Raw genomic sequence first — 20,933 nt, 5'->3', positions numbered from 1 at the left:
CCGGAACCGCAAGATCTCATAATTTGTGTTTGAATTCAGCAATATGCTGACTGCAATTCAGCAGGTTTCGAATCGACTTAAGCGCAAGCTGCTTTAGAGACTGATTTTTGTAGGACGATCCCCATTTGCGAGCTCACTTTGCCGCGGAGCGGCGGTTTTAGCTCAGGACGATCGAGATAACAGCAACACCGTTGGTAATTTGCTGGGCTGGAATCACAGCCGCCATGGCCCGGCCGGACCGCCGCGCATAATCGTCTGCAACCGACCGTCCAATGACGCAGAGCTGCTCCAAGGAAATTTCCTCGCCCAGGAATGGCCTCCAGTGGCGGGATGGGTCCAACTCCCTTGCAGCCACCTCGGTTTCGAGGATAATCACCATCAGAACGAAACGATCCGCTGAATTGGTGACTTCACTGCCGCAGTCGATGTCGCGGAGAACGGCTGCTCCCTGGCGTGGCGGGAAAGCCGGCAGCAGCCGCTGCTGCTGTATTCCAGGATCCACCGTCGGCGGGAGGGACTGCGCCAAGCCGGTACCCCCTGCACAGACGGTCCAGAAAAACGTAACGGCTATGGCAACAAGTTCGGATCTCATCACGCAATCCAGAGGAAGTCGAAATCACGTCCCATACCAAGTTGCCATCTCTGCAACTTGGTATAACCGCGCGCGGGCTGCCTGCAGGCCCGATTGAAGGTCCCAGCAATCGGTACGCCGGCGCAAGACTTCAGTATAGGGGCGTTACTTTCCGTCTTGTTCCTGCAAGCCGAAGCTCTGCAGTAACGCGGGAATCACCTCCGGTTCGCGCGACTGATCCAAATCAGTCCAGAAATCGCGGGTCACGAAGGAAAGCCCCTGATAAGCCGCACCGGAGCCGCGCCCGGGATAGGTCATCACGTAACCGCCGCAGTATTCGTCCACACTGTAGGGCGAGACCGTAGGATCGCGATTGAAGGCCGCATCCGCTGGCGTATTTTGCCAGGACAAAGAGGTCAGGATCACATCGGGGCAGGATTCGACAATCACATCCAGAATCTCCGAAATTGCTTCCGAATCCGTCTCAGAAATCAGAATGGATTCCTGGCCAACCGTCTCTGCGCCCGCGCCCGGCGCGATATCGCTGAGATCCTGCAGCGTCAGAAGCGGATTTGTCGCGTTTGCAACGGGCGATGCATCAGCGACCCGGGCAGGTTCATCTCGGCGTGGAGCCTGGGTCGACGGCAAGGTCTGGTTCACGGGATCGACGGTGGGTGTCGTCGTCGGCTCAGTCTCTGTTGTCGTCGTGGTGTCATCAAACTCGGGCAGCAAGGCCGAAACGTTGAAGGTCGAGGGCAGCGGCTCGTCGTCGACCCGCTCGAAGCCTTCTACCAGCAGAATCTCCTCGCCCTCTGAACCACTCGCAATCAGCGTTGACGATCCTGTCGCATCGACTTCGCCAAGGCCTACTGAGTCGCCAACAAAATCTCCGAAATTGACAACCCCGTTACCCGAGGAAAGGGTTAGATCGGGATTGATCTCCTCCGGCTCTCCCCCGGAACCGTCCACGAATCCAGTAAAGACGATGTCGCCACCAGCCGTTTGGATCGATAGGTCGGCGGAGATGATTGCATCGCCGTCTAAGGTAAAGCCCTCATCAGCCACGATGTCGACCGTCGAACCGGTAATGAACACGTCACCGGCCGCGCTCTCGAGAACGACTTCAGCGTCAGCGGTCAAGTTATCACTCAACGCTATATCGTTGTCCGCATCGATGAAAATAGAGCCGCTCTCAGAGGTAATGGGGGAGGAAACAGTAACGTTCGCGACATCCGACCCGACTGTGATATCGCCGTTGGCAATCACCGGGTGAGAAACAAAGACACTCCCGCCGGTCGACACGAGACTGATGGCCTCGGCCGAATCGAGCCCCTCAACTGAGCTGCCTATGCTGACGAAGATGTCATCGTTTCCTTCGATGAAGATGCCTCCACTGTCCGTAGTCAGGGCCGCAACGCTTGCCTCACCGTCAATTGTGATCGGACTCTCCGAATCTCCGATTCCCGACCCTGCGATCAGCTCGAGGATACCGTCGCTTCCTATTGAGATGATTGTGCTGAATTCGCCGTTGTTGATGATCGCACCAACACCATCCGACGAAACGCCATCGGCCTGCAGGCTGATGCTCCCTTCCGCTCCGGAGTAATCTATGCCGCCGGACTCTGCAAAAATAATATCGTCGTGTGCGATCAAGGTCAGGTTTTGGGCGCCGGGCCCTCCAACGATCTCGGCGAGAACAATGATATCACCGTCTTGCGAATTGCTGCCTGCAGAACCGGTCTGAACCACGACATCTGCAATATTCAGTGCATTGTCGAGGGTGAACAGAGACAGGATCGAGTCATCGTCTGTCGAGGTAAAGGGATCCCCAGTGCTGCCGTCACCGGTGATATCCACATCCCCTTCAGTGGCATCGATAGTGATGTTGTTCGGATCGAGCAGCAGAGTTCCCCTAGCACCCTGCGGGGCCGTCAGATCAACGCTTCCCTGAAAAGCGAGATGCTGTTTGCCCGAAACCTCTGAAAAACCGCCGTTGCCACCAGTCGCGCCGCCGCGCGCGGTGACATTTCCTTCAAACCGCGTAACCTGATCCGCCCAAACGATAACGCGGCCGCCGTCGCCCTCGCTCAGCGCATCGGCCTCAACCCTGGCGTCTTTGCCGACATAACTGAACTGCGCGTTCGGCTCGGCACCGGCACCTTGATAGTTGCCCCCAATTAACACCTCCCCGCCCCCGATATCGCCGGAAACATCGATCAGCGCGTCATCGAACAGTCCCACCTTTTCACCCAAAACCGCGACCCGGCCACCGTGCTCCCCCGTTTCCTTGCCCGAAGCGTCCAGTGCTCCGCTCAGATTTACGATACCGGAGTCACCTCCGTTCAGCACGATCCGGCCCGCTGTCTGTTCGACGCTGCGTGCCTCGATGATTCCTTCCATATTGATGACATTGGCCACCAGAGTCTGGGCGTCGGCCACCGTCAGGGCCACCACGCCGCCGTCGGCGTTAATTGCCCCGAGGTTTGCCACCTTTGCCGCGCCCGATAATTCGTCGGGCATCTGCCCCGAAGCACCCTGTGTATCGGCAACGGCCAGTTGGATAAGCTGATCCCCGTAAAGGTCGACCGTAAAGGCACCGCCGGACGCCAACTCCACCCGCCCGAGGCGTGCGCCGATCAGGCCTGAGTTCTCCACCCAGGGGGCCACCAGCGCGACCAGGCCGCCTTCCGCCGCCGTAATCTGGCCGCGGTTGATGACGAAGCTCGAAGAATCGGAAGCTGCAGAAAAGTTGAGGCGCCCGTTCATAAAGTCGTTGTTGTCGATATCCGACGTACTCGCGATCAGGCCGTTCACGTCAACCCGCGCCGTATCCGTAAACACCACGCCGTTCGGATTAATCAGGATCAGATTGCCATTCGCGGTCAACTGGCCGGCGATCCTCGAGAGGTCGCCGCCAACGACCCGGTTAAGCGCAACGGACGCTTTGGACGGCTGCACGAAGTTCGTGCGCTCCGCTTGATCAATACTAAAGCTTTGCCAGTTGATAATCGCTTTGTCGCTGGACTGGTGCACATCCAATCGGCTCGGCGAGGTCTCGACGATCGTCGCGGAGCCTCCGACGACCTGCCCACCCTTCGGATTGGCGTACAAAGCGGAAGGCAACAGGACGCCCACCAGCGCGAGCGCCAGGCCCATGCGATGCGTCACCAACGCCGTGGACGAAAGCAGCTGATGCCGGCTTCGGTCGCCTCTACAGAACCAATATCCCTGCCGTCGCGCTGAAGCCGTTCCCTGCCAGTTCTTATTCATGCTCTTCGACCTTTATTACCTTCACCAACTGCGTGAAGTAAGACCCACTCTAACCCTCGGACTCTCACGGCACTTTGTGTCGCGCTCATCACACCGTTCCATATTTACCTGCCTGCGGCGCCCGGCCAGCCAGGGTCTGGCAAAGTGGCGGCAAAATTCCACACCTTAAACTTGCAATTCTTGTACCAAATCCCGTTGCCAGGTTTAGCGCATAAATTTCAAATGCTTGACTTCAACACTCTCGAAATACCGGTCGATAACCTGCCAAAACGCCCGACAGTTTGTCGGAATTTTTTACAGATTGATGTCGAGCACGACCTAAAACCTCTTGATGATGCTGAAGAAAAGCCGCGGTTTCTTATCACCGTCGTCTCGGTCCACCGTCGGAGAGCGCGTCATCGGAACGGCGAATTCCAACGATCCCCAGAAATCCTCGATCAGATTGGCGCGCGCCCCAACTCCGATCGACGCCAGGCTCTGCCGATTGTCCCGATCATTGTTGTCGATCTGCCAGACGGCTCCCACATCAGTGAAGCCGTAAAGTTCGAAACTGTCGATGTATTCCAACTCCGAAGCATCACCGTATTGCAGTTCGAAGCGCGCAGCCAGACAGTGATCTCCGCTTATCTCGAAAGGATCGTAAGCGCTGCCGTATTCCTCGCCGCCGAGACCACATTCCTCGGAGGCAAGCAGCTGACTGAAGGCATACTGCCCGGTAACTGCGGCGCTCAACGACCATCCGGGTGCCAGAGTCTGCTTGCGCCGCACCGAGGCGACCAGCTTGGTATAGTCGCTGCGGCCATTTGCGCGGGACAGGTTATCGGATCCGGTTTCGGTCGCATCGAGGATATCGATGCCCTGCCTCAACTCTGCACCCAGGAGCGTGATGCCCCGGAACTCATCGATAAAGTCATAGGTCCCGCCGACAAAAACGGAACGGATCCGGTCTTCTGAACTCGTCACTCCCAGGATCTTGGTCTCGGAATTCCTGTAATCGAAGCCGCCGACAAGAGACAGGTTCTGACGGCGGGACCGGATCATCGGGTGAGAAACCGTCAATGTCACAGCTTCGGAGCGCCCCTCGATATTAAGGACATCAAGGGTCGAACCCGGCTCGGTATCGGTCAGCGAGCCGATCACGGTCAGGGTCGTGCCATCGCTGTTGAGCTGCTGGGTATGAGTCAGCGCCGCAAACTTAAGCTCACTGATCTGTGCCGTTCCAACGACTTCCAGTTCCGTACTTTCATAGAGCCCCAGAAGATTATCCGCCCGAACACTCAGGCCGGCCTGATAAGGCCCCAAAAACCTGGAACCCCTGTTGTTGACCGAAGCCGCCCCGGAGAACGTGCTCTCTTCGAGAACGATCACGAGTTCGGAGGCCCCTGGCGTTGTGATCGACGGCCGGAGAATCGATTGTGCAATCACCCCCGGCAAGTCGTTGAGCAGCAGCAAATTGCGCTCCAGCACGTCCGAGTGCAGCGGCTGACTGTCCAGGATCGCCTGAACCTTGTCGTCGATCTGCGACATTGGCCCACTCGGTTCGCCTTCAATCACGACGTTGTCGATATAGCCTTCGATAACTTCAATTTCGGCGATGCCGTCGATGATTTCCTGAGGCGGCACCAGCGCCCGCGAAAGAATGTAGCCGTCGTTGCGGTACTTGATCGTGATGGCCGCGGCAATTTCGTAAAACTGAGTGAGAGTAATTTCTTGATTTAGCAGGCCTTCCCAAATCGGACGCAGTTCCTCTTCGGTGTAAACCGTGCTGTCGATGACCAGAAGGTCGGTCAGGACGAAACGCACTTCCCCGGCGCCCGGCGGCGGCGTCGACTGACCTATATCGGGAATGTCGATGGGCGGCGCCGCCTTAGGCAGCTCCGGTTGCTCAAGTTGTTTCTGAATCACGCCCGGCTCGACCGACGGCGGGAGCTGCTGCGCCATCACCGGCGCAGGAAAAGTGAGGGCAAAAACAACGGCTGCAAACAGCAAGCCGTATATAGATCGTGTGAAAACGCTGCGCATTTCTCCCCCCTCATTTGAAGGATCCACGCATACGTGCATTCGCCGATATCCCCAGGCCTGCAGCGGAACCAAGAAACACCCCCTTCGATACACCCGTTAACCAGCCTGTTCGACCTCGCCCCACCAACAAAATCAGGCTGTTTTTCTATTCTTGCAGTTTTACTTCATCAATACACGCCAAACCATTCGGAAAGGCGTTTTTTCAACTGAGACGATAAAAACAACTGGTAGCGTAACTCACTGATTTTAGCAAGACAAACCCATGTAGCCTCAGCTTGGATCACAAGCTAATTGAAGGTACCTTTCGGTCCGGTTCGGACGAAGAGATAAGCCCACTCACCTCGGAACGCAGAGTTCTCCGACCGAAGCTTGTTGATACGGTTGCGCAACCACGACAAATAACCCTCGGCATCCTCACTTAGCGGCCGCGGCTCATCGTGCAGCTTGATGTTTGTGCCCAGCACGACGGCGATGTCCTGACTGAAGGGCGGCGCAACGCGCATTTCAAATCCCGAGCCCGATGCGTCGTCATCGCCGATATCAAAGCGGGCATTGGCCGGATGCCTGTTGGCAGAAAGATATTTGTTGGGCAAAACGTGCACGACTGTGCCGTCCTTATCGAAGTAATCGACGTAAATATGAGCATCGAATTCCGGTGCCTGCAGCGAGAAAACCACCTTCTGCGCCTCCTCGAACGAGAGGATCTGGGCTTGGGCCTCCTGACCTACCTCCAGTGGGTCGTTTTCCTGGTCCTTCGATTGAGGAAGTCCGAGTCCTTCTACGGCGTCAAGCACACCGCACTGCGGCGCCGATAAAACCAACAGGCTGCTGCCGATGGGAATCGCACCGCCGACGGAGCGTTCCAGCATGGCCACGACATCTGCCTGCATAGCCGCTGCAGGCACATGTCCGCGAATCTCGAGGACGCCGCTGTCGGGCTGAAATGCGGCCTGCAGGCGGCTGCAGGGAAACTGCGCCAGTGCACCGCCGATCCCATCACGGACCGAGCCTGCAAAGGACGCACTCTGCGCGACCTCACCCGGCTGCATGAATGACTGGATTGCCGCCACAGACTGTTCGTCGAGGACCGTGTTGGTATCACCGGACCAGGCGATTGATGCCGTTGTCGCCACCGCGGCTTGCGATACGCTGGCCGGCGCCACCGCTCTGGCGAATTCGCGCGTCACACTGGGCTGAAGAGAGGTCGTCTCCGGATTCGCCGCCAGAGCAGAATCCGTGGCAGGCGCGATACTGTCGAGCCCCAGCCCGCTGGCGGTGATCTTACGCAGCCGGTCGGCAGCAATCTTCGAGGAATTCACGCCAAGCCCCTGCGCCGCCGCGCTCTCCAGCTTCCGGCTCTGTGCAGACACGGCCTTTGTTGTCTTTACGTAACGCTCCGTACTCGAAAGCACCGCGCCGGCACCTCGTGACGCCAATAGCTTCCGCGCCGGTACAGCAGCACTGCCGGTGATCTCGGCGGTCGGTACGACAGCGCGTGCGGCGGTTCCACGGTTATCCAGTGCCGCGACAGCTTTCACGGCCGACGAAGGATCGGCGGCCGTGACGTTTCGTGCAGTTGCCGCCGAGGGCGCAATTGAGGTCCCGGCGACTGAAGCCACCGTAAGCTGGTCGCTGGCAGGCGCCGAGGCGCGCATTGTCTCGCCCGCGGGCTGTTGGCCTTTTGTAACTGTGACCTGCGGCGTTGTCGCCGCCACAGACCGGCCCTCCGGCGTCACCGGCCGCGCGCGGCTGCTCGGTACGCTTCGCACGCCGAGAGACTCGCTGGCGGCCTCGGAGGCTTCCGCGGTTTCACCCTTAGTGTCCCCCGCTTCGGCCCGGTGCGCGGGAACATTCATCGCGGACATCTGAAAACGTGTCTTGATCTCTTCGGTAAAGGGAACCGAGTCGGGCTCAACCGCCAACAGGACGATTAAGATCAGTAATAGATTTACAGCCAATGACGCGGCTATTGCGGAAATCCAGGCCAGCGCCGGTTCGCCTCTGCGTGCTGCGGCATAGGTCATGTTGCATTCGGCGTCACGACCAGCACGATCTCAGCTTTCGCGAGCCCCTCCAGCGCCGTAACCAACTGTAGCAGATGCCGTACGGGCGCCTCCGCGTGGGCATTGATGCGTACCAGTAACGGTGCGTCCGAGCGCCTCACCGCTGCCTCAAGAGTCTCCACAAGGTCAATACGGGTCTGTTCCACTCCATCGAGGGCCAGACGCCCGTCGACAGAAACGCTGACGGTTGCGCCTCCGGCAGGCAGCGAATCGCCGCCGACCGAGATCGGAGGCGACAATTCAAACGGCGATGTCGCATCCATGCGGCCCACCAGCATGAAAAAGACCAAGAGAAAGAAAACGACATCGATGAGCGCAATGATGGTCTCATGGTGTGGGCGAACGGGTTGGCGGCGCAGGCGCATCACTGTGCCTCGATTCGGACAACCCGTACGTCCTGCGCGCCGGCTTGAGCCAGCAAGTCCATCAGGCTGACAAGCGCCTGCGTGGTGGCAAAACCGGACGACAAAACCAGAACCGGCTTTGAAGAGCCCGCTGCGGCCCGTGTCGAGACCATCGTTTGTAGGGTTGTGGGATCAACAGGACGTCCGGACACGTAGGCGCGCCCATCGGCGCTCAGCCTGACCATGAAACTCCCCACTCCAGTCATGGATGTGGATTTAGCTGCGGGCGCATCCCGCTGATCGGCGGTCGGACGACTGCTTCCCACCAGGGGGATCATGTCCAGATCGAGAAAAGTCGAAGTTACCATGAAAAAGACGAGTAGAATAAACATGACATCGATCAAAGGTGTCATCGATATCAGCGGCCCGAGTCGTCTTCGTCGCGCTAACCGCATTTCACTGAGCCCTCAATCCTCGCCTGAGCGATCGTTGCGCCCGTCTTCACGACTGTGATCGTCACGACTGTGATCGTCACGACTGTGATCGGCCACAAAGAGGCGGGTGACGCAATCCTCGATCACATGGCCCACCCGATCCAGCCTGGCTCCCAACAGGTTCGCGGCAATCGCAGCTGGAATGGCGACGATCAATCCCATTGCCGTGGTCAGAAGCGCCTGCCAGATACCGGCGGCCAGAACGGCTGCATTGGCGCTGCCGCCTGCCAGTTCGAGTTGCTGGAAGGACGCGATCATGCCGAGCACGGTCCCCAGGAGCCCTAAGAGTGGGCTGACTACAGCCAGAACTTCCAGCGTGCGCAGATGGCGCCCCAAAATCTCCAGGCGTTCGTTGGCAATACGTTCGACTTCTTCGCGCAGCACCGCGGCATCCCAACGCGTAATCATCCCTTCCATGGCCGCGACAACGACCTCATTGACCGGGTTTGCGCTGTCAAGAAGCAGCTTTCTGGCTTCGACGGGAGATCCGCTTCGCCAGGCTGCCAGAGCGGACTCCCGATCGGCCCGGCCGGACAGAGCCCCGCGGAACTGGATCAGCTTCAACACAACCAGCGCAAGGGAGTAGATCGAAAGCACACCGAGGATAATGACGATGGGACCGCCCGCTTCTAGCCAGTGGGAAAAGGTCTCCATCATGGTCCGGACTACCTCGCTTTACGCCTCGGTTATTTGACCAGCGGGGCGGTCGCGCGCGACTTCAGATCGATGACGGAAAAACAGTCGGGGGCCTCGCCTTGATCTGGTTCGCATTGCACGATCTCATGCAGCAAAATCTCACCGATACTGTCGCATTGGGTTTCCGGAATCTCGAAGAGCTTCAAGGTTGTGCGCTCGGCGGGCAAAGGCGCAGCTTCGACTGTCAACAGGCGGTCGATGATGCCTTGTGAATCGAGTATCGCGAGAGACATCTCGAAGGCCTTGAACGTAAACTCAGTGGTGTTCCGGAACAGAAAAAAAGTCCGGCAGCCGCTTTCAATCGGCTCAAACTTGTTCAACTCCACTGTCAGCCGGCCGCTTTGTGCCGATGCGGTACCCGACCATAGAGCGAGCACAACGATCAAACTAGCCGAGACCCATTTCACCGTCCGCATTCCCAAGCCTCCCAGCTTTTGCCGCTCACCGCGCCAGATCTTGTATTGCGCGTTTTCGGATTGCTCAATTCCAGTCTTAGCGTCTGGTATCTTTTCGGACCGGCTCATTGTCAGTCCGGTTCACAGCCTAGGCTAACTGGATCGCTTGTGGCAAGACGGCTTACTTAGCAGTGCGACGACAAGACTGCAGCAGGCGACGAATACGAAGACCGAGATGAGGGAACGCCTTGGTCTGAGAACGTACAAAAATCTCCCTTGCCATCCCACTCCAACGGCCGCTCTTGGGATACCTGCGGGTGCAATTCGCTTTGTGCGCCCCAGGACAAATGAGCCAAAATTAGGTACCCCCTACCAACGTCGACAGAGAAGTATCGAACTTTTCTCCGGCGACCTTTGGTTGCCGCCGAACCTCCTACCCGACTTGGTGCAGCGGTCTTCGCCTTATCTGCCAACCCGCATGTTTGGAGAGATTATCTGGGCTGCCGTCAACAGCCGGGTCATTCCGCGGGCGTCGGCAGGAGGAGTTCATGACCTTCGCCGCCTGGCATTACCGCAGCGAAGAGCGCCGTCGCTATCGTTGACCCCTTTCAACAAGGCGACGGCTCGCTGCCGGGCGAGCCAATGAGCCACGACCTAAAGCCTGTCTCTTACTTTGACATGCAGCCAGGCAGATTGCTCGTTGAGAGAATAGAGCGGCCGGTAATGCCCGACCTCGGACCAGGAAACCACGCGGTCGCTCAGGTTATCCAGAACCAGACTCTCCTCACCTAATTCGACCACCAGCACCGCATGGGCGACCCTGCGGCGCTTGTCCTCGAGCACAACGACACGAAGCTGCTCGGCAGGAATTCCAAGCTGGCGCAGCGACAGGTATTTCGAGATCGCGTAGTCCTCGCAGTCTCCGCCTCTGGTGAGAAATTCCGCCGGCGCGGCCCAGTAGTCCTTGGCGCCCCAGTTGTCCCGGTCTTCAATGAAACGGGTTTGATTTATGTAGCTGTTGATTGAGCGCAACTGCTCGGCCGGATCCTCTTTGCGAAGAGATTCGACAAACCGGGACCAGTTCAACAGGCGGCAGGGTCTTCCGAGGTTACGCGCGCAGGTGGCCTCATCCGTCGCGTCCCGTGCCCAGTCTTTCTCCATGACCTGCAGCCACTTCGAATAGGCCGGAAAGCGTTCCGTTCGAATAAAGCGCCCTTCTGGAAATGCGTCACCGTAAGACGCATAAACAGTTGAGACCGAGCCTACTTGGCCCAACAGCATTAAACCGATCACTACACCCAATGAGCGGTGAATAATGCTTGAGTGATTTACAAATACCACAAGGCATACCTCGCCATTTCAACGAGGCATCTTCCGAAATCGTCGTGAATATTTGTTTATTTATTATAGTGAATGAAGATTAACCATATTTACTTCAACACTATCAGCGTTCTTTGGACCGGCACGAAGGCCGCTATTTCCACAATTTAGTCCTACCCGCCATTGAACACCCGTTCCACGTCCAGTCCGTAACCCAGCAGACGCTCATCGGTCCCAGCCAGGCCGTTCAAGAGAAAACTCGTCGGCATACCCTCGGCATCGCACCCATTCGGCAAGGCAAGCCCGGGCAGATTCAAAAAGTTGCCGAGCATGGTATTGCGAAGCGCCTTGAGGTTAATCCGATGGAAGAGATCGTCATCGGCTTCCAGTGGCGCAATCTCGGGGGCCGTGATAGCTGTCGTCGGCATGGCGATCAGACTGTCGCCCATGCGGGCGGCAAGCTCACGGATCAGGTCCGCACGCGCCCGCTGTAGGGAAATCATATCTGCCGCCGACATCCCCTTCCCGCCCATAATGCGCGCAACGACCCGGCGGTCGATACGGCTTACTTGGTTGGACTCCACCAGCGCGCGATGCTCGACATAAGCGTCGGCCGCGGTGATTGACCCGAACTCAGCCGCCAGTTCAGCCGCCTTGGAGAAGATATCCAGAGGACCGCGCGTGACTCTTACACCCGCCGCTTCGAGTGTCCTTAGACTGGCCTCGAAATTTTCGGCCACCGCCGGATCGAGGTCGTCGAGCACGATGGTCTCAGGCACAAAGAGACTGAGCCCCTCGGCGGACCGGTGCTGAACAGGCGACCGTCGCAGTCCCCGCAAGGCCGCATCGAGCGACACACAATCCTCGACCGAACGCGCCAGGGGCCCGACCGTATCCAGCGTGCGCGATAGCGCGAAGACACCCGCGCCGTCAATCCAACCCTCGCTCGATTTGTAACCGACCAGTCCGTTGAAGGACGACGGAATCCGGACCGAACCACCTGTATCGGTGCCAATCGCGCAGGGTGCCAGCCCGGCCGCAACCGAAACACCGGAGCCGGAAGAAGATCCGCCAGGCGCACGCGGCACCGACGGGCTGTGCGGATTGGCCGGAGTGCCGAAATGCGGATTTAGGCCGATGCCGGAATAGGCGAACTCAGTTAAATTGACTTTGCCCAAGGCGACCATGCCGGCCGCCGTCACATTGGCAACGCAGGGGGCATCTCTTTGTGCAGGCGGTGCGTCGCGATAAATGTCCGATGCCGCCGTGGTCACCTCGCCCGCTATGTCGAAGAGGTCCTTCCAGGCGAGCGGCACACCATCCAGCGCGGAAAGCGGCCGACCTGCCGTCAACCGCGCTTCGCTGGCCCGGGCCTCAGCGATCGCGCGTTCCCTCGTAATCCGCAGAAAGACGTTGCTGTCGCTGGCAGCCTCGATCTTCTGCAAAAGATGTTCGGCCAGCGCGACCGGATTAGCCTCTCCCGCAGCCAGCGCACGGCCTATTTCAGAAGCGGTGCAGCGGGACAAAACGGCAAGATCAGTCATGGCAGAAAACCTCCAGGCATTTAGTCAGTCGAAGATTAAGTTTAGTGGGCGTTAAATCAGAACGGATAATCCGACGAGCGAACCGACAGTGGATATCAGAATTGCCCGCGCAATGGCGTCGACGGGAACTTCATAATGCAGAGCGATGACAAAAGCGAGCGCACCGCAGGGTCCGGCGGCAACCAACAGAGCCGGATCAATGGCGGCGACCGGCAGCGCGAGAAATGAAAAGACGGCCCAGGCGATGGCAGGATGAACAACAATCTTCAGACCGGCGATCGCCCAGGCCACGGCCGTTCCGACACCGCCGCCGCGGGCACTGAGCACCAATCCGATCGCGAAAAGCGCCGCCGGTGAAGCCGCCGATCCCACGAAGTCTGCAAAGACGCCGAGCCCCTCGGGCATAGACAGTCCCGACAGATTGACCGCAATCCCCAGGGCAATGCCGATCACATGGGGATTTTTTAGGGTCTGTCCGATCACGCGCAGCGGTGCCACGTTCTGGGCGCTAAGCCAGTCCATCATCAGAATGGTGCCGGCGTAAAGCACGACGGAATCGACCGCAACGATGGTCAGAATCGGCGGACCCGCATCTGCGCCATAGGCATTGAGCGCGACCGGAAGGACGAAAAAGACATGGTTGACGAAAGCTGAGGCCATCCCCAGTAACAGGGATTCGCGCAGCTCCCGGCGAAAGCCCCAGCGGGCAACGGCGAAGCCTAAGAAATAGAGCAGGAATTCGCTGGCAAGGTAACCGCCGGCAAGCAGGGCGTCGAAAGCCTCGCGCGGCGCCTCTGCCAACAGTCGGAACAGGAGCACGGGCAACGCGACGAAGAAGACGAAACGGTTGATCGAGCGTGCATCTTCGCCATTAAAGAGGCCTGCCCGGCCGAAGAGCCAGCCGACGACTCCCACCGCGGCAACCGGCGCCACATCTGTCAAAAAGGCTTCAAGCACCCTGGTTAGACCGCAAGGGCTTCATCCGTCAAACGTGCTGCCATCTCCAGAAACGCGATCAGAGACCTCCGGATTGCTGTTTCATCGATGTCCCGAACGATGAAAACAATCCGCGAATCCCGCCCGTCGTCCGGCCAGGCCCCCAGATGCATAGGCGGATGCACCACATGCTGCACACCTTGAATCACGACAGGTGTCTCGCTCTCACGCACATTCAGGATGCCTTTAACCCGCAGGATACGTTCGCCGTGGGCATGAAGCAGCGCGGTCAACCAGACGCCGAAGGCCGTCCAGTCGATGGGGCGCGGATAGCTGACCGTGAAGGAATGTACGGAAGCTGTGTGACCATGGGAATGATGATGATCATGAGCTGACTCGTGGGACTTGGTAGCATCGTCCTGGAGCCAACGGACGATCTCGGTGGACCGCCAACCTGCATCACCAATGTCTTCGGCAAACAGAAGCTGTGCCTCGAAATCCGCACCTGTCGAACGACCCCGCACGGCAATTGCGTTTATCGCGTCCACACGGGTTTCGAGCGCATCGACCGCCGCTTCATCGGCCATATCGGTCTTGGTGATCAGAATGCGATCGGCAACTGCAAGCTGCTTGGTTGCCTCCGGTTGCTGCGCCAGCGTCGCCAGTCCGTTCACGGCGTCCAGGGTGCAGATGATGTTGGCGTTGCGGAAGTGATTGCGGATCACCGGTTCCGCCGCGATGGTCGAGACAATCGGCGCCGGATCCGCAAGCCCTGTGGTCTCGATCACGATCCGGCGGAAGGGTGCGATCACCCCTTTGGCCGCCTTTTCTTGCAATCCACGAATGGTTTCCTGCAGATCGGAGCGGATGGTGCAGCAGATGCAGCCGCTTTCAAGCAGCAGAACACCCTCCTCCACCTCCTCCAGCAAGATATGGTCGAGCCCGATCTCGCCGAACTCGTTGACGATCACCGCAGTGTCGGAAAAATCCGGCCGCTGCAGGATCTCACGCAGCAGCGTGGTCTTACCCGAGCCCAAAAAGCCGGTGACGATGTTAACCGGAATCATCGCCCGATCCGATCCAGCGCCGCGAGATAATTGGGATCCAAGGGATCGACCGCAACGCCGCGCAGTTTTTCCGCTGCGCCCCAGACCGACTGGATGTCGTCGACGATCTCCTGCCGACCGGTCGGCGAGGAAAGAACATAGGCCGAGGCCTGAAAATCGCCGACCTTCATACGCAGCGGTGCCAGAGCCGCATTGACGATCCGGGTCCGCTGCAGGCGTTCGGCACGAATGGTGCGCCGTGCCGCGCCGGTAAAGGCGTCGGGATGCGCCGAGGTTTCGGTCCAATGGACGATGCCGAGCAGACCGCACAGGCCGCACATGTTGCTCTCCGGAAAAACGTTGGGCGGACCGCAGATAACGCCCCGCCCGATTGGATTTTAGCTGCGCGGATTACGCTTGGCGAAGTCGTCCGCGATAGCGTCGAAGGTCGTGAAGGACACGCCCGGATGGCTGATAATGTGATTGTAAAGCCGCTCCAGCATCAGCAACACCTGCGGTTTTCCGGATACGTCAGGGTGGATCGTGAAGGTCACGACCGCATAGTCCATCTCCCGGTAAACCCAGTCGAACTGATCGCGCCACATCTCTTCCAGATGACGCGGGTTGACAAAACCATGGCTGTTCGGGGCCGCCTTCATGAACATCATCGGCGGCAGGTCATCCAGATACCAGGAAGCCGGGATTTCGATCAAGTCGGTTTCCTGACCGCGCACCAGCGGCTTCATCCACTCCTCAGCTTTCTTCGTGTAGTCAATCTTGGTCCAGCTGTCGCCGACTCGCACGTAATAGGGCGAGAAGTCATTGTGCATCAGGGAGTGATCGTACTTGATGCCCTTCTTCAGCAGCAGCTCGTTGGACACCGGCGAGAACTCCCACCAAGGCGCAACATAGCCGGTGGGCCGACGCCCACAGAGATCCTCGATCAGCGTGATGGATTTGTCCATCACCGCCTCTTCCTGCTCCGGCGTCATGGCAATCGGGTTTTCATGGCTGTAGCCATGCATACCGATTTCGTGGCCGGCCTCGGCCACTGCCTTCATCTGCTCAGGGAAGGTCTCGATCGAATGACCGGGAATGAACCAGGTCGACTTGATGCCCCAGCGCTCGAAGAGCTTGAGGATCCGCATCGAACCCACCTCGCCGGAAAAGAGGCCGCGTGAAATATCGCAGGGGCTGTCTTCACCGCCATAAGATCCGAGCCAGCCGCCGACGGCATCCACATCGACGCCAAACGCGCACTTGATTTCCTTAGCCATACTCTAAGTCTCCTCTTGTTGGCGGGCCGCGGGGCGGCCCTTATGTGAAGAACTGCGTGGTTAAATGTACCGTCAGTTAAAGAGCCCAGCCCGTCCTAAGACCCGCCCAGCACGACCGTGGCGCGCTCGGGCCGCCAGCGGAGATCGACGCTGCTACCCGGCTCGATACCGCGACCGGCGATGTTTTCCATGTGGCTTTCCAGACGAACACTAAGCGTGCTGTCGAGCTCTACGGTGACGTAGACAACCTGTCCGGCTTTATCGATCGCCGTGGCCACGCCGCTCACCCGGTCGCGCAGCTCGTCCGAGGCCGAAGCACCCGCGGCGAAGATCTCGACGTATTCTGACGGCACGACGATCATGGCGTTTGCGCCGCTCGCTGAATCGGTGCGCTCAAAAGACGGCACACCCGAGAGAACACCAAAGCGCGTCGCCACGCTGGCCCGCCCGTCGTGGACTTCGTCCAGCGTACCGTCAATCATCTGATTGCGGCCGATGAAGCGGGCCACAAAGGGCGACTTGGGTCGGGTGTAGAGTTCAAAGGGTGCGGAGATCTGCTCCACGCGCCCCGTGTTCATCACCACCACCCGGTCCCCCATCGAGAGCGCTTCGGACTGGGCATGCGTTACGAAAATAAAAGTGATGTTGAGCGAACGCTGCAGCAGTTTGAGTTCTTCCTGAATGGACTTCCGCAGGTTCGCATCCAGCGCGCCCAACGGCTCATCCAACAGCAGGATGTCCGGTTCCGTTATTAAACCGCGCGCCAGCGCCAGGCGTTGCTTTTGCCCACCGGACAGCGCCCCTTCCTTGGCACCGGCTACATCGCCGAGTTGGAGCTTTTCGATGATCGCATCAACCCGGCGTTTCTTCTCGTCCGCGGCGACCTTGCGGACGGTCAGGCCGAACTCGATATTCTCCCGCACGGTCATATGGGGAAAAATCGCGTAGTTCTGAAAGATAGTCGAGGTCGGCCGCCGCTCTGTCGGCACCTTGGTAAAATCCTTACCACGAATGAGCAGGCTGCCCCCGGAAATATCCTCCAGACCCGCGATCATGCGCAGGGTCGTGGTTTTGCCGCAGCCCGAGGGGCCAACGAAGGAGATGAACTCTCCCCGTTCCACCTGCAGGTCGAAAGCCTCTACGGCAACCGTGCCGCCGGGATAGACTTTGCGCAGCTTTTTCAGTTCCAGATCGTGCTGGCTCATCAACGACTTCATTTCTTGCTGAAAAAAGGCTGGGAGGGACCAGGGATCGTTCCCTCCCAGTGTTTAGTCAGGGACCAGGGTATTGGTCAGGTATCAGGCGCTCAGGAATTCGTCCCAACGCATGATCAGGTGGTCGTACTCGTCCGGCCACTGGTGCCAGTAGGACACGTGCTTCGCGCGCTCCGCCAGCGAGCCGCCGTCACGCAGATCGCCTTCCTTGATGCCGCGCTCGGTGGCACCGATCCAGGGTTTGCCTTCATACCAGAAAGCATACTTCTCGGCTGGCATGGCCGTCTCGATGTTGGTGGTCGGTGAGTAGTAACCCTGCTCCGACACGATGACCGCAGGCGGACCCGACAGCCAGTAGTCGGCATAGGCCTTCACCGCATCCGCGTTGGAAGAATTCGCGATCAGTGAAATACCGATGGACCAGGCGCGATAGCCTTCCTTCGGCACGGCGTAGGAGCATTCGATGCCCTGGGCCTTCACCGCCATAACAGCCGGCTGCCAAGCATCGGCCAGGATCATCTCGCCGGAGGCCAGCAGATTGACCAGTTCGCCGAAGTCACCCCAGAGCGCGCGGAACTGGCCTTCCTTCTTTTTCGCGATCAGGAACTTCGCCGCTTCGTCGATTTCCTCTATGTTCGGATTGCCCGGGTTCGGTACGTTCAGCAACCCGAGCGAGTTCATGGCCAGGATGGCCTGTCCGAAGGCGATCAGCGGATCGACGTTCAGACCGGTCTTACCCTTGAACTTAGGATCGAACAGCGCAGTCCAGGTGTTGGCTTCTTCCGCACTTACCAGATCCGGGCGGTAGCCGATGGAATCGAAATTGTAGACCGTCGGTACCATCCAGAGCTGGGTCTTGGCATCGTCCGCCCAAATCTGGCCGGAGATCTGCGCCCGCGGTTCCATCTTGGGGTCGGCGTCGGTGAAGGTCGATCGGATCTTGCCCCAGTTGGAAAGATCGGAGGTCGCAATGGGCGCAATGGTCTTGGTTGCCGTCATGGCCGGCAGGCGTTCGCCAATGATCTCCCAGCAGTCGTAGGCATTGGAGCCCGACAGCAGCTCGGTCTGGGTGTTCGGAAAAATATCGGCCTTGCCGTTCACCGAGCCCACGCCCGACTTCGCCTTGAAGTCGTTCAAAATACGTTCTTGTACGGTCACCGACAGACCGACGGTCCGCAGGTCCTGGCTGCCAATACCGCCCGCGGCCCAGGACAACGACGGATGCATAAGTGCGGTGGCGGAGCCTAATGCCCCGGCGTTCGACAGAAACCGGCGCCGATTCATTGTAAAGCTATTCATGGAACCTCTCCCTTTCGTCTCATGGTTTGTTTTCTTTGTTTACGCACAAAGCCGACCTAGTAGCGGCCGACCAACAATCCCCCGTCGACAGTGACGACCTGCCCGGTCATGTAGCGGGCCGCAGTGGAGGCAAGGAACAGAATGACGTCCGCGATATCTTCGGGTTCGCCGACGCGGCCCATTGGAATAAAGTCCGCCGCGGCTTCCAGGCCTTCGGGCCCAAGCGAATTTTCTTTAGAGAGTGCCTGTGCAGTCCGGATGTATCCCGGAGCAACACCGTTCACGCGCACGCCGGAGGCGGCGAGTTCGACGGCGAGACCACGCACCAGTCCGACGACGCCCGATTTTGCCGCCGAGTAATGCACATGCTCATCCCAGCCGTAGGCGACCCCCATAATCGACGACAGGCAGACGATCGAGCCTTTACCGGCAGCGCGCATCTTCGGTGCAGCCGCACGTACGATCCGGATCATGCCTTTCAGATCCACGTCGAAGGTCTCATCCCAGCGCTCGTCCGTGAGTTCCTCAAGCGGCACCTTGATGGCGATGCCCGCGTTCGCGACCACGCAATCCAGTGCGCCATGGCGGTCTTCGACGGTGGCAACCAGAGCATTGGTTTGATCAGTCGAGGTCACATCGAGGGAATGAAACTCCGCCGCCCCGCCTTCGCTTTCGATCTCACCGGCAAGGGCCGCGCCCGCGTCTTTCAGGACGTCGGTCACGATCACCCGATACCCCGCCCTGGCAAAAGCCTTGGCGGTCGACCGGCCGATGCCGATGCCGGCGCCGGTGATCAAAACGGTTTTTTCAATCAGTTGTGACATACAGCCTTCCCTTCACAGCATCACGTCGCCAGAGTTGGGCCCGAGCACCTGCCCCACGTAGATCCTGGCATCTTCCGATGCGAGGAAGGCCACCGTTGCCGCGACGTCTTCCGGCTCTCCGAAACGCCCGAGCGGCAGTTCGGACGCTTTCGCCGCGCGCCAGCTATCCGACAGCGCCATAACCAGTTCGGTGTTGATAGGCCCGGGCGCCACCGCATTCACCCGAACGCCTTCGCTGCTGACCTCGCGCGCCAAGGCTTTGGTCAAACCGATCATTCCGGCTTTGGCCGCCGAGTAATGGACCAGCTCTACGCCGCCGATCTGACCCAGTTGCGAAGCGATGTTGATGATGACGCCGCTGCCCCTTTCGCGCATCGGACCGACCGCGCGGCGGCAACCCAGAAAGCAGCCCCGAAGATGCACGGCGATCATCCGGTCCCAATCGGCAACCTCCATGTCGGCGAATCGGGTCTGCTGTACGATCCCCGCGTTGTTGACAAGAAGACTGCAGTTGCCCCAGTGTTTTTCACAGAAGCCGAAGGCACGTTCGACATCCGCCTGATCCGAAACATCGCCGCGAACTGCATGCGCCTGCCCGCCGGCACGCGCAATCACCGCCACAGTCTCTTCCGCGGCCTGGAGTGAGAGGTCATTGACAACGACTTTCGCACCCTCGGAGGCAAGCCGCTGGGCGATGGCCCGCCCAATCCCCGCGCCGGCACCGGTGACAATGGCGCAGTGTTCGTTCAGCCGGCTCATGCCACATCCTCCTGGATACCGGAAGTGCGCAACCGGGAGCGGCGGGTCGACATGCCCATCAGCACGCCGTAGACCGTCAGAAGTGCAAAGGAGAAGAGCGTCGTCAGCACGCCGAAGGCAAAGAGGTTCGGGTGAATTTCCACCGCGAAGGTGCCGTAGATGGCGATCGGCATGGTGACTTCGGACCCGCCGGTGAAAAGCGTGCGCGGAAATTCGTCATAGCTAAGGGTAAAGGCAAAGAGCATTGCCGACAGCACACCCGGAAAGATCATTGGAAAGGTCACTTTCCGGAAAGTCCGGCCCGGCGGCACGCCCAGCATCCAGGCGGCTTCTTCAACCGATTTGTCAAAGCGGTTGAAGATCGCCAGCATGACCAGGAACGCGAAGGGATAAGTGTAGACCACATGCAGCAGAAACGCCGTGCCCCACCAGGTACGCGCGACATCCATCTGGTCTGCAACCAGCGCCATGCCCAGCCCGAGCAGCACACCCGGCACCATCATTCCCAGCACGACCAGGTAGAAGACGAAGCCCGAGCCTTTGAACTTTGAACGGAAAGCCTGCGCGGTCAGCGTTCCCAACACGGTGGAGACGACCATGGTCGCAAAGGCCAACGAGAGCGAACGGAACAGGGCTTCGCCGATCGGCAGGGGTGCGACACGCGACACCGGTGCGATGCCGATCACATGCTGATACCAAAAGGTCGACCACTCGATGATCGGGAACTGCGGTCCGCCTTCCGGTCCCTGCTGAAAGCTGATCAGCCCCATGACCACGAAAGGTCCATAGAGGAAAGCGATGAAGAGGCCGGTGTAAAAGGCGAGGCCCCAGCGGAGTCTGATCAGATGATACATGAGAC

General features: G+C 59.1%; 19 protein-coding genes. All 19 read right to left on the bottom strand.

The window, feature by feature from the left end:
* Positions 1–157 precede the first annotated feature (157 nt).
* Positions 158–592, bottom strand: a complete 435-nt coding sequence (locus tag QMZ18_RS18725) for a hypothetical protein (protein ID WP_282607853.1) — start codon at positions 590–592, stop codon at positions 158–160.
* A gap of 144 nt (positions 593–736) precedes the next feature.
* Entirely contained in the window at positions 737–3,841 is a 3,105-nt protein-coding gene (locus QMZ18_RS18720) for a filamentous hemagglutinin N-terminal domain-containing protein (RefSeq protein WP_282607852.1), read from the bottom strand.
* Between the two features lie 318 nt (positions 3,842–4,159).
* Complete coding sequence (locus QMZ18_RS18715) at positions 4,160–5,863, bottom strand: ShlB/FhaC/HecB family hemolysin secretion/activation protein (RefSeq protein ID WP_282607851.1); 1,704 nt, start codon at positions 5,861–5,863, stop codon at positions 4,160–4,162.
* A gap of 287 nt (positions 5,864–6,150) precedes the next feature.
* Complete coding sequence (locus tag QMZ18_RS18710; RefSeq protein WP_282607850.1) at positions 6,151–7,887, bottom strand: DUF4384 domain-containing protein; 1,737 nt, start codon at positions 7,885–7,887, stop codon at positions 6,151–6,153.
* The gene (locus QMZ18_RS18705) at positions 7,884–8,291 is read right to left on the bottom strand and encodes a biopolymer transporter ExbD (protein WP_282607849.1); all 408 of its coding nucleotides are present in this window, start codon (positions 8,289–8,291) and stop codon (positions 7,884–7,886) included. Before QMZ18_RS18705 ends, QMZ18_RS18710 begins: the two co-directional genes overlap by 4 nt.
* The gene (locus tag QMZ18_RS18700) at positions 8,291–8,725 is read right to left on the bottom strand and encodes a biopolymer transporter ExbD (RefSeq protein ID WP_282607848.1); all 435 of its coding nucleotides are present in this window, start codon (positions 8,723–8,725) and stop codon (positions 8,291–8,293) included. The genes QMZ18_RS18705 and QMZ18_RS18700 overlap by 1 nt, the downstream gene beginning before the upstream one ends.
* A gap of 12 nt (positions 8,726–8,737) precedes the next feature.
* Entirely contained in the window at positions 8,738–9,421 is a 684-nt protein-coding gene (locus QMZ18_RS18695; protein ID WP_282607847.1) for a MotA/TolQ/ExbB proton channel family protein, read from the bottom strand.
* A gap of 29 nt (positions 9,422–9,450) precedes the next feature.
* A complete protein-coding gene (locus tag QMZ18_RS18690) occupies positions 9,451–9,984 on the bottom strand; it encodes a hypothetical protein (RefSeq protein ID WP_282607846.1) in 534 nt (177 codons plus the stop codon).
* A gap of 525 nt (positions 9,985–10,509) precedes the next feature.
* Entirely contained in the window at positions 10,510–11,136 is a 627-nt protein-coding gene (locus QMZ18_RS18685; protein ID WP_282607845.1) for a transglutaminase-like cysteine peptidase, read from the bottom strand.
* A 212-nt stretch (positions 11,137–11,348) separates the two neighbouring features.
* Positions 11,349–12,719, bottom strand: coding sequence for an amidase (locus QMZ18_RS18680; RefSeq protein ID WP_282607844.1), 1,371 nt, complete (start codon positions 12,717–12,719; stop codon positions 11,349–11,351).
* 51 nt (positions 12,720–12,770) lie between these two features.
* Positions 12,771–13,676 carry an AEC family transporter gene (locus QMZ18_RS18675; RefSeq protein WP_282607843.1) on the bottom strand — a complete coding sequence of 302 codons (906 nt, stop codon included), beginning with the start codon at positions 13,674–13,676 and terminating at the stop codon, positions 12,771–12,773.
* 5 nt (positions 13,677–13,681) lie between these two features.
* Positions 13,682–14,722: a GTP-binding protein gene (locus QMZ18_RS18670; protein ID WP_282607842.1), complete on the bottom strand. Its 1,041-nt coding sequence runs from the start codon at positions 14,720–14,722 to the stop codon at positions 13,682–13,684.
* Positions 14,719–15,042: a hypothetical protein gene (locus QMZ18_RS18665; RefSeq protein WP_282607841.1), complete on the bottom strand. Its 324-nt coding sequence runs from the start codon at positions 15,040–15,042 to the stop codon at positions 14,719–14,721. Before QMZ18_RS18665 ends, QMZ18_RS18670 begins: the two co-directional genes overlap by 4 nt.
* 57 nt (positions 15,043–15,099) lie before the next feature.
* On the bottom strand, positions 15,100–15,978 hold the full coding sequence (locus QMZ18_RS18660; protein WP_282607840.1) for a polysaccharide deacetylase: 879 nt from the start codon (positions 15,976–15,978) through the stop codon (positions 15,100–15,102).
* Positions 15,979–16,073: 95 nt separating this feature from the next.
* Positions 16,074–17,183, bottom strand: coding sequence for an ABC transporter ATP-binding protein (locus QMZ18_RS18655; protein ID WP_282607839.1), 1,110 nt, complete (start codon positions 17,181–17,183; stop codon positions 16,074–16,076).
* A gap of 93 nt (positions 17,184–17,276) precedes the next feature.
* Positions 17,277–18,491 (bottom strand): PotD/PotF family extracellular solute-binding protein, encoded by a 1,215-nt coding sequence (locus QMZ18_RS18650; RefSeq protein ID WP_282607838.1) that lies wholly within the window; start codon positions 18,489–18,491, stop codon positions 17,277–17,279.
* A gap of 56 nt (positions 18,492–18,547) precedes the next feature.
* The gene (locus tag QMZ18_RS18645) at positions 18,548–19,315 is read right to left on the bottom strand and encodes an SDR family NAD(P)-dependent oxidoreductase (RefSeq protein ID WP_282607837.1); all 768 of its coding nucleotides are present in this window, start codon (positions 19,313–19,315) and stop codon (positions 18,548–18,550) included.
* A 12-nt stretch (positions 19,316–19,327) separates the two neighbouring features.
* Positions 19,328–20,074: an SDR family NAD(P)-dependent oxidoreductase gene (locus QMZ18_RS18640; RefSeq protein WP_282607836.1), complete on the bottom strand. Its 747-nt coding sequence runs from the start codon at positions 20,072–20,074 to the stop codon at positions 19,328–19,330.
* Positions 20,071–20,928: an ABC transporter permease gene (locus QMZ18_RS18635; protein ID WP_282607835.1), complete on the bottom strand. Its 858-nt coding sequence runs from the start codon at positions 20,926–20,928 to the stop codon at positions 20,071–20,073. The genes QMZ18_RS18640 and QMZ18_RS18635 overlap by 4 nt, the downstream gene beginning before the upstream one ends.
* Positions 20,929–20,933 lie beyond the last annotated feature (5 nt).

Origin of the sequence: Pelagibius sp. Alg239-R121 (assembly GCF_947331435.1) — a bacterium.
In the GTDB taxonomy this organism is placed as follows: Bacteria; Pseudomonadota; Alphaproteobacteria; order Kiloniellales; family Kiloniellaceae; genus Denitrobaculum.
Note: the sequence above shows the minus strand (reverse complement) of the source record. Positions and strands in the feature narration are given on the sequence as shown.

Bases quoted from the DNA above. Each gene is read 5' to 3' on its own strand.
- QMZ18_RS18725 (WP_282607853.1), bottom strand. From the start codon at position 592: ATGAGATCCGAACTTGTTGCCATAGCCGTTACGTTTTTCTGGACCGTC.
- QMZ18_RS18720 (WP_282607852.1), bottom strand. From the start codon at position 3,841: ATGAATAAGAACTGGCAGGGAACGGCTTCAGCGCGACGGCAGGGATAT.
- QMZ18_RS18715 (WP_282607851.1), bottom strand. From the start codon at position 5,863: ATGCGCAGCGTTTTCACACGATCTATATACGGCTTGCTGTTTGCAGCC.
- QMZ18_RS18710 (WP_282607850.1), bottom strand. From the start codon at position 7,887: ATGACCTATGCCGCAGCACGCAGAGGCGAACCGGCGCTGGCCTGGATT.
- QMZ18_RS18705 (WP_282607849.1), bottom strand. From the start codon at position 8,291: ATGCGCCTGCGCCGCCAACCCGTTCGCCCACACCATGAGACCATCATT.
- QMZ18_RS18700 (WP_282607848.1), bottom strand. From the start codon at position 8,725: ATGCGGTTAGCGCGACGAAGACGACTCGGGCCGCTGATATCGATGACA.
- QMZ18_RS18695 (WP_282607847.1), bottom strand. From the start codon at position 9,421: ATGATGGAGACCTTTTCCCACTGGCTAGAAGCGGGCGGTCCCATCGTC.
- QMZ18_RS18690 (WP_282607846.1), bottom strand. From the start codon at position 9,984: ATGAGCCGGTCCGAAAAGATACCAGACGCTAAGACTGGAATTGAGCAA.
- QMZ18_RS18685 (WP_282607845.1), bottom strand. From the start codon at position 11,136: ATGCTGTTGGGCCAAGTAGGCTCGGTCTCAACTGTTTATGCGTCTTAC.
- QMZ18_RS18680 (WP_282607844.1), bottom strand. From the start codon at position 12,719: ATGACTGATCTTGCCGTTTTGTCCCGCTGCACCGCTTCTGAAATAGGC.
- QMZ18_RS18670 (WP_282607842.1), bottom strand. From the start codon at position 14,722: ATGATTCCGGTTAACATCGTCACCGGCTTTTTGGGCTCGGGTAAGACC.
- QMZ18_RS18665 (WP_282607841.1), bottom strand. From the start codon at position 15,042: ATGTGCGGCCTGTGCGGTCTGCTCGGCATCGTCCATTGGACCGAAACC.
- QMZ18_RS18660 (WP_282607840.1), bottom strand. From the start codon at position 15,978: ATGGCTAAGGAAATCAAGTGCGCGTTTGGCGTCGATGTGGATGCCGTC.
- QMZ18_RS18655 (WP_282607839.1), bottom strand. From the start codon at position 17,183: ATGAGCCAGCACGATCTGGAACTGAAAAAGCTGCGCAAAGTCTATCCC.
- QMZ18_RS18650 (WP_282607838.1), bottom strand. From the start codon at position 18,491: ATGAATAGCTTTACAATGAATCGGCGCCGGTTTCTGTCGAACGCCGGG.
- QMZ18_RS18645 (WP_282607837.1), bottom strand. From the start codon at position 19,315: ATGTCACAACTGATTGAAAAAACCGTTTTGATCACCGGCGCCGGCATC.
- QMZ18_RS18640 (WP_282607836.1), bottom strand. From the start codon at position 20,074: ATGAGCCGGCTGAACGAACACTGCGCCATTGTCACCGGTGCCGGCGCG.
- QMZ18_RS18635 (WP_282607835.1), bottom strand. From the start codon at position 20,928: ATGTATCATCTGATCAGACTCCGCTGGGGCCTCGCCTTTTACACCGGC.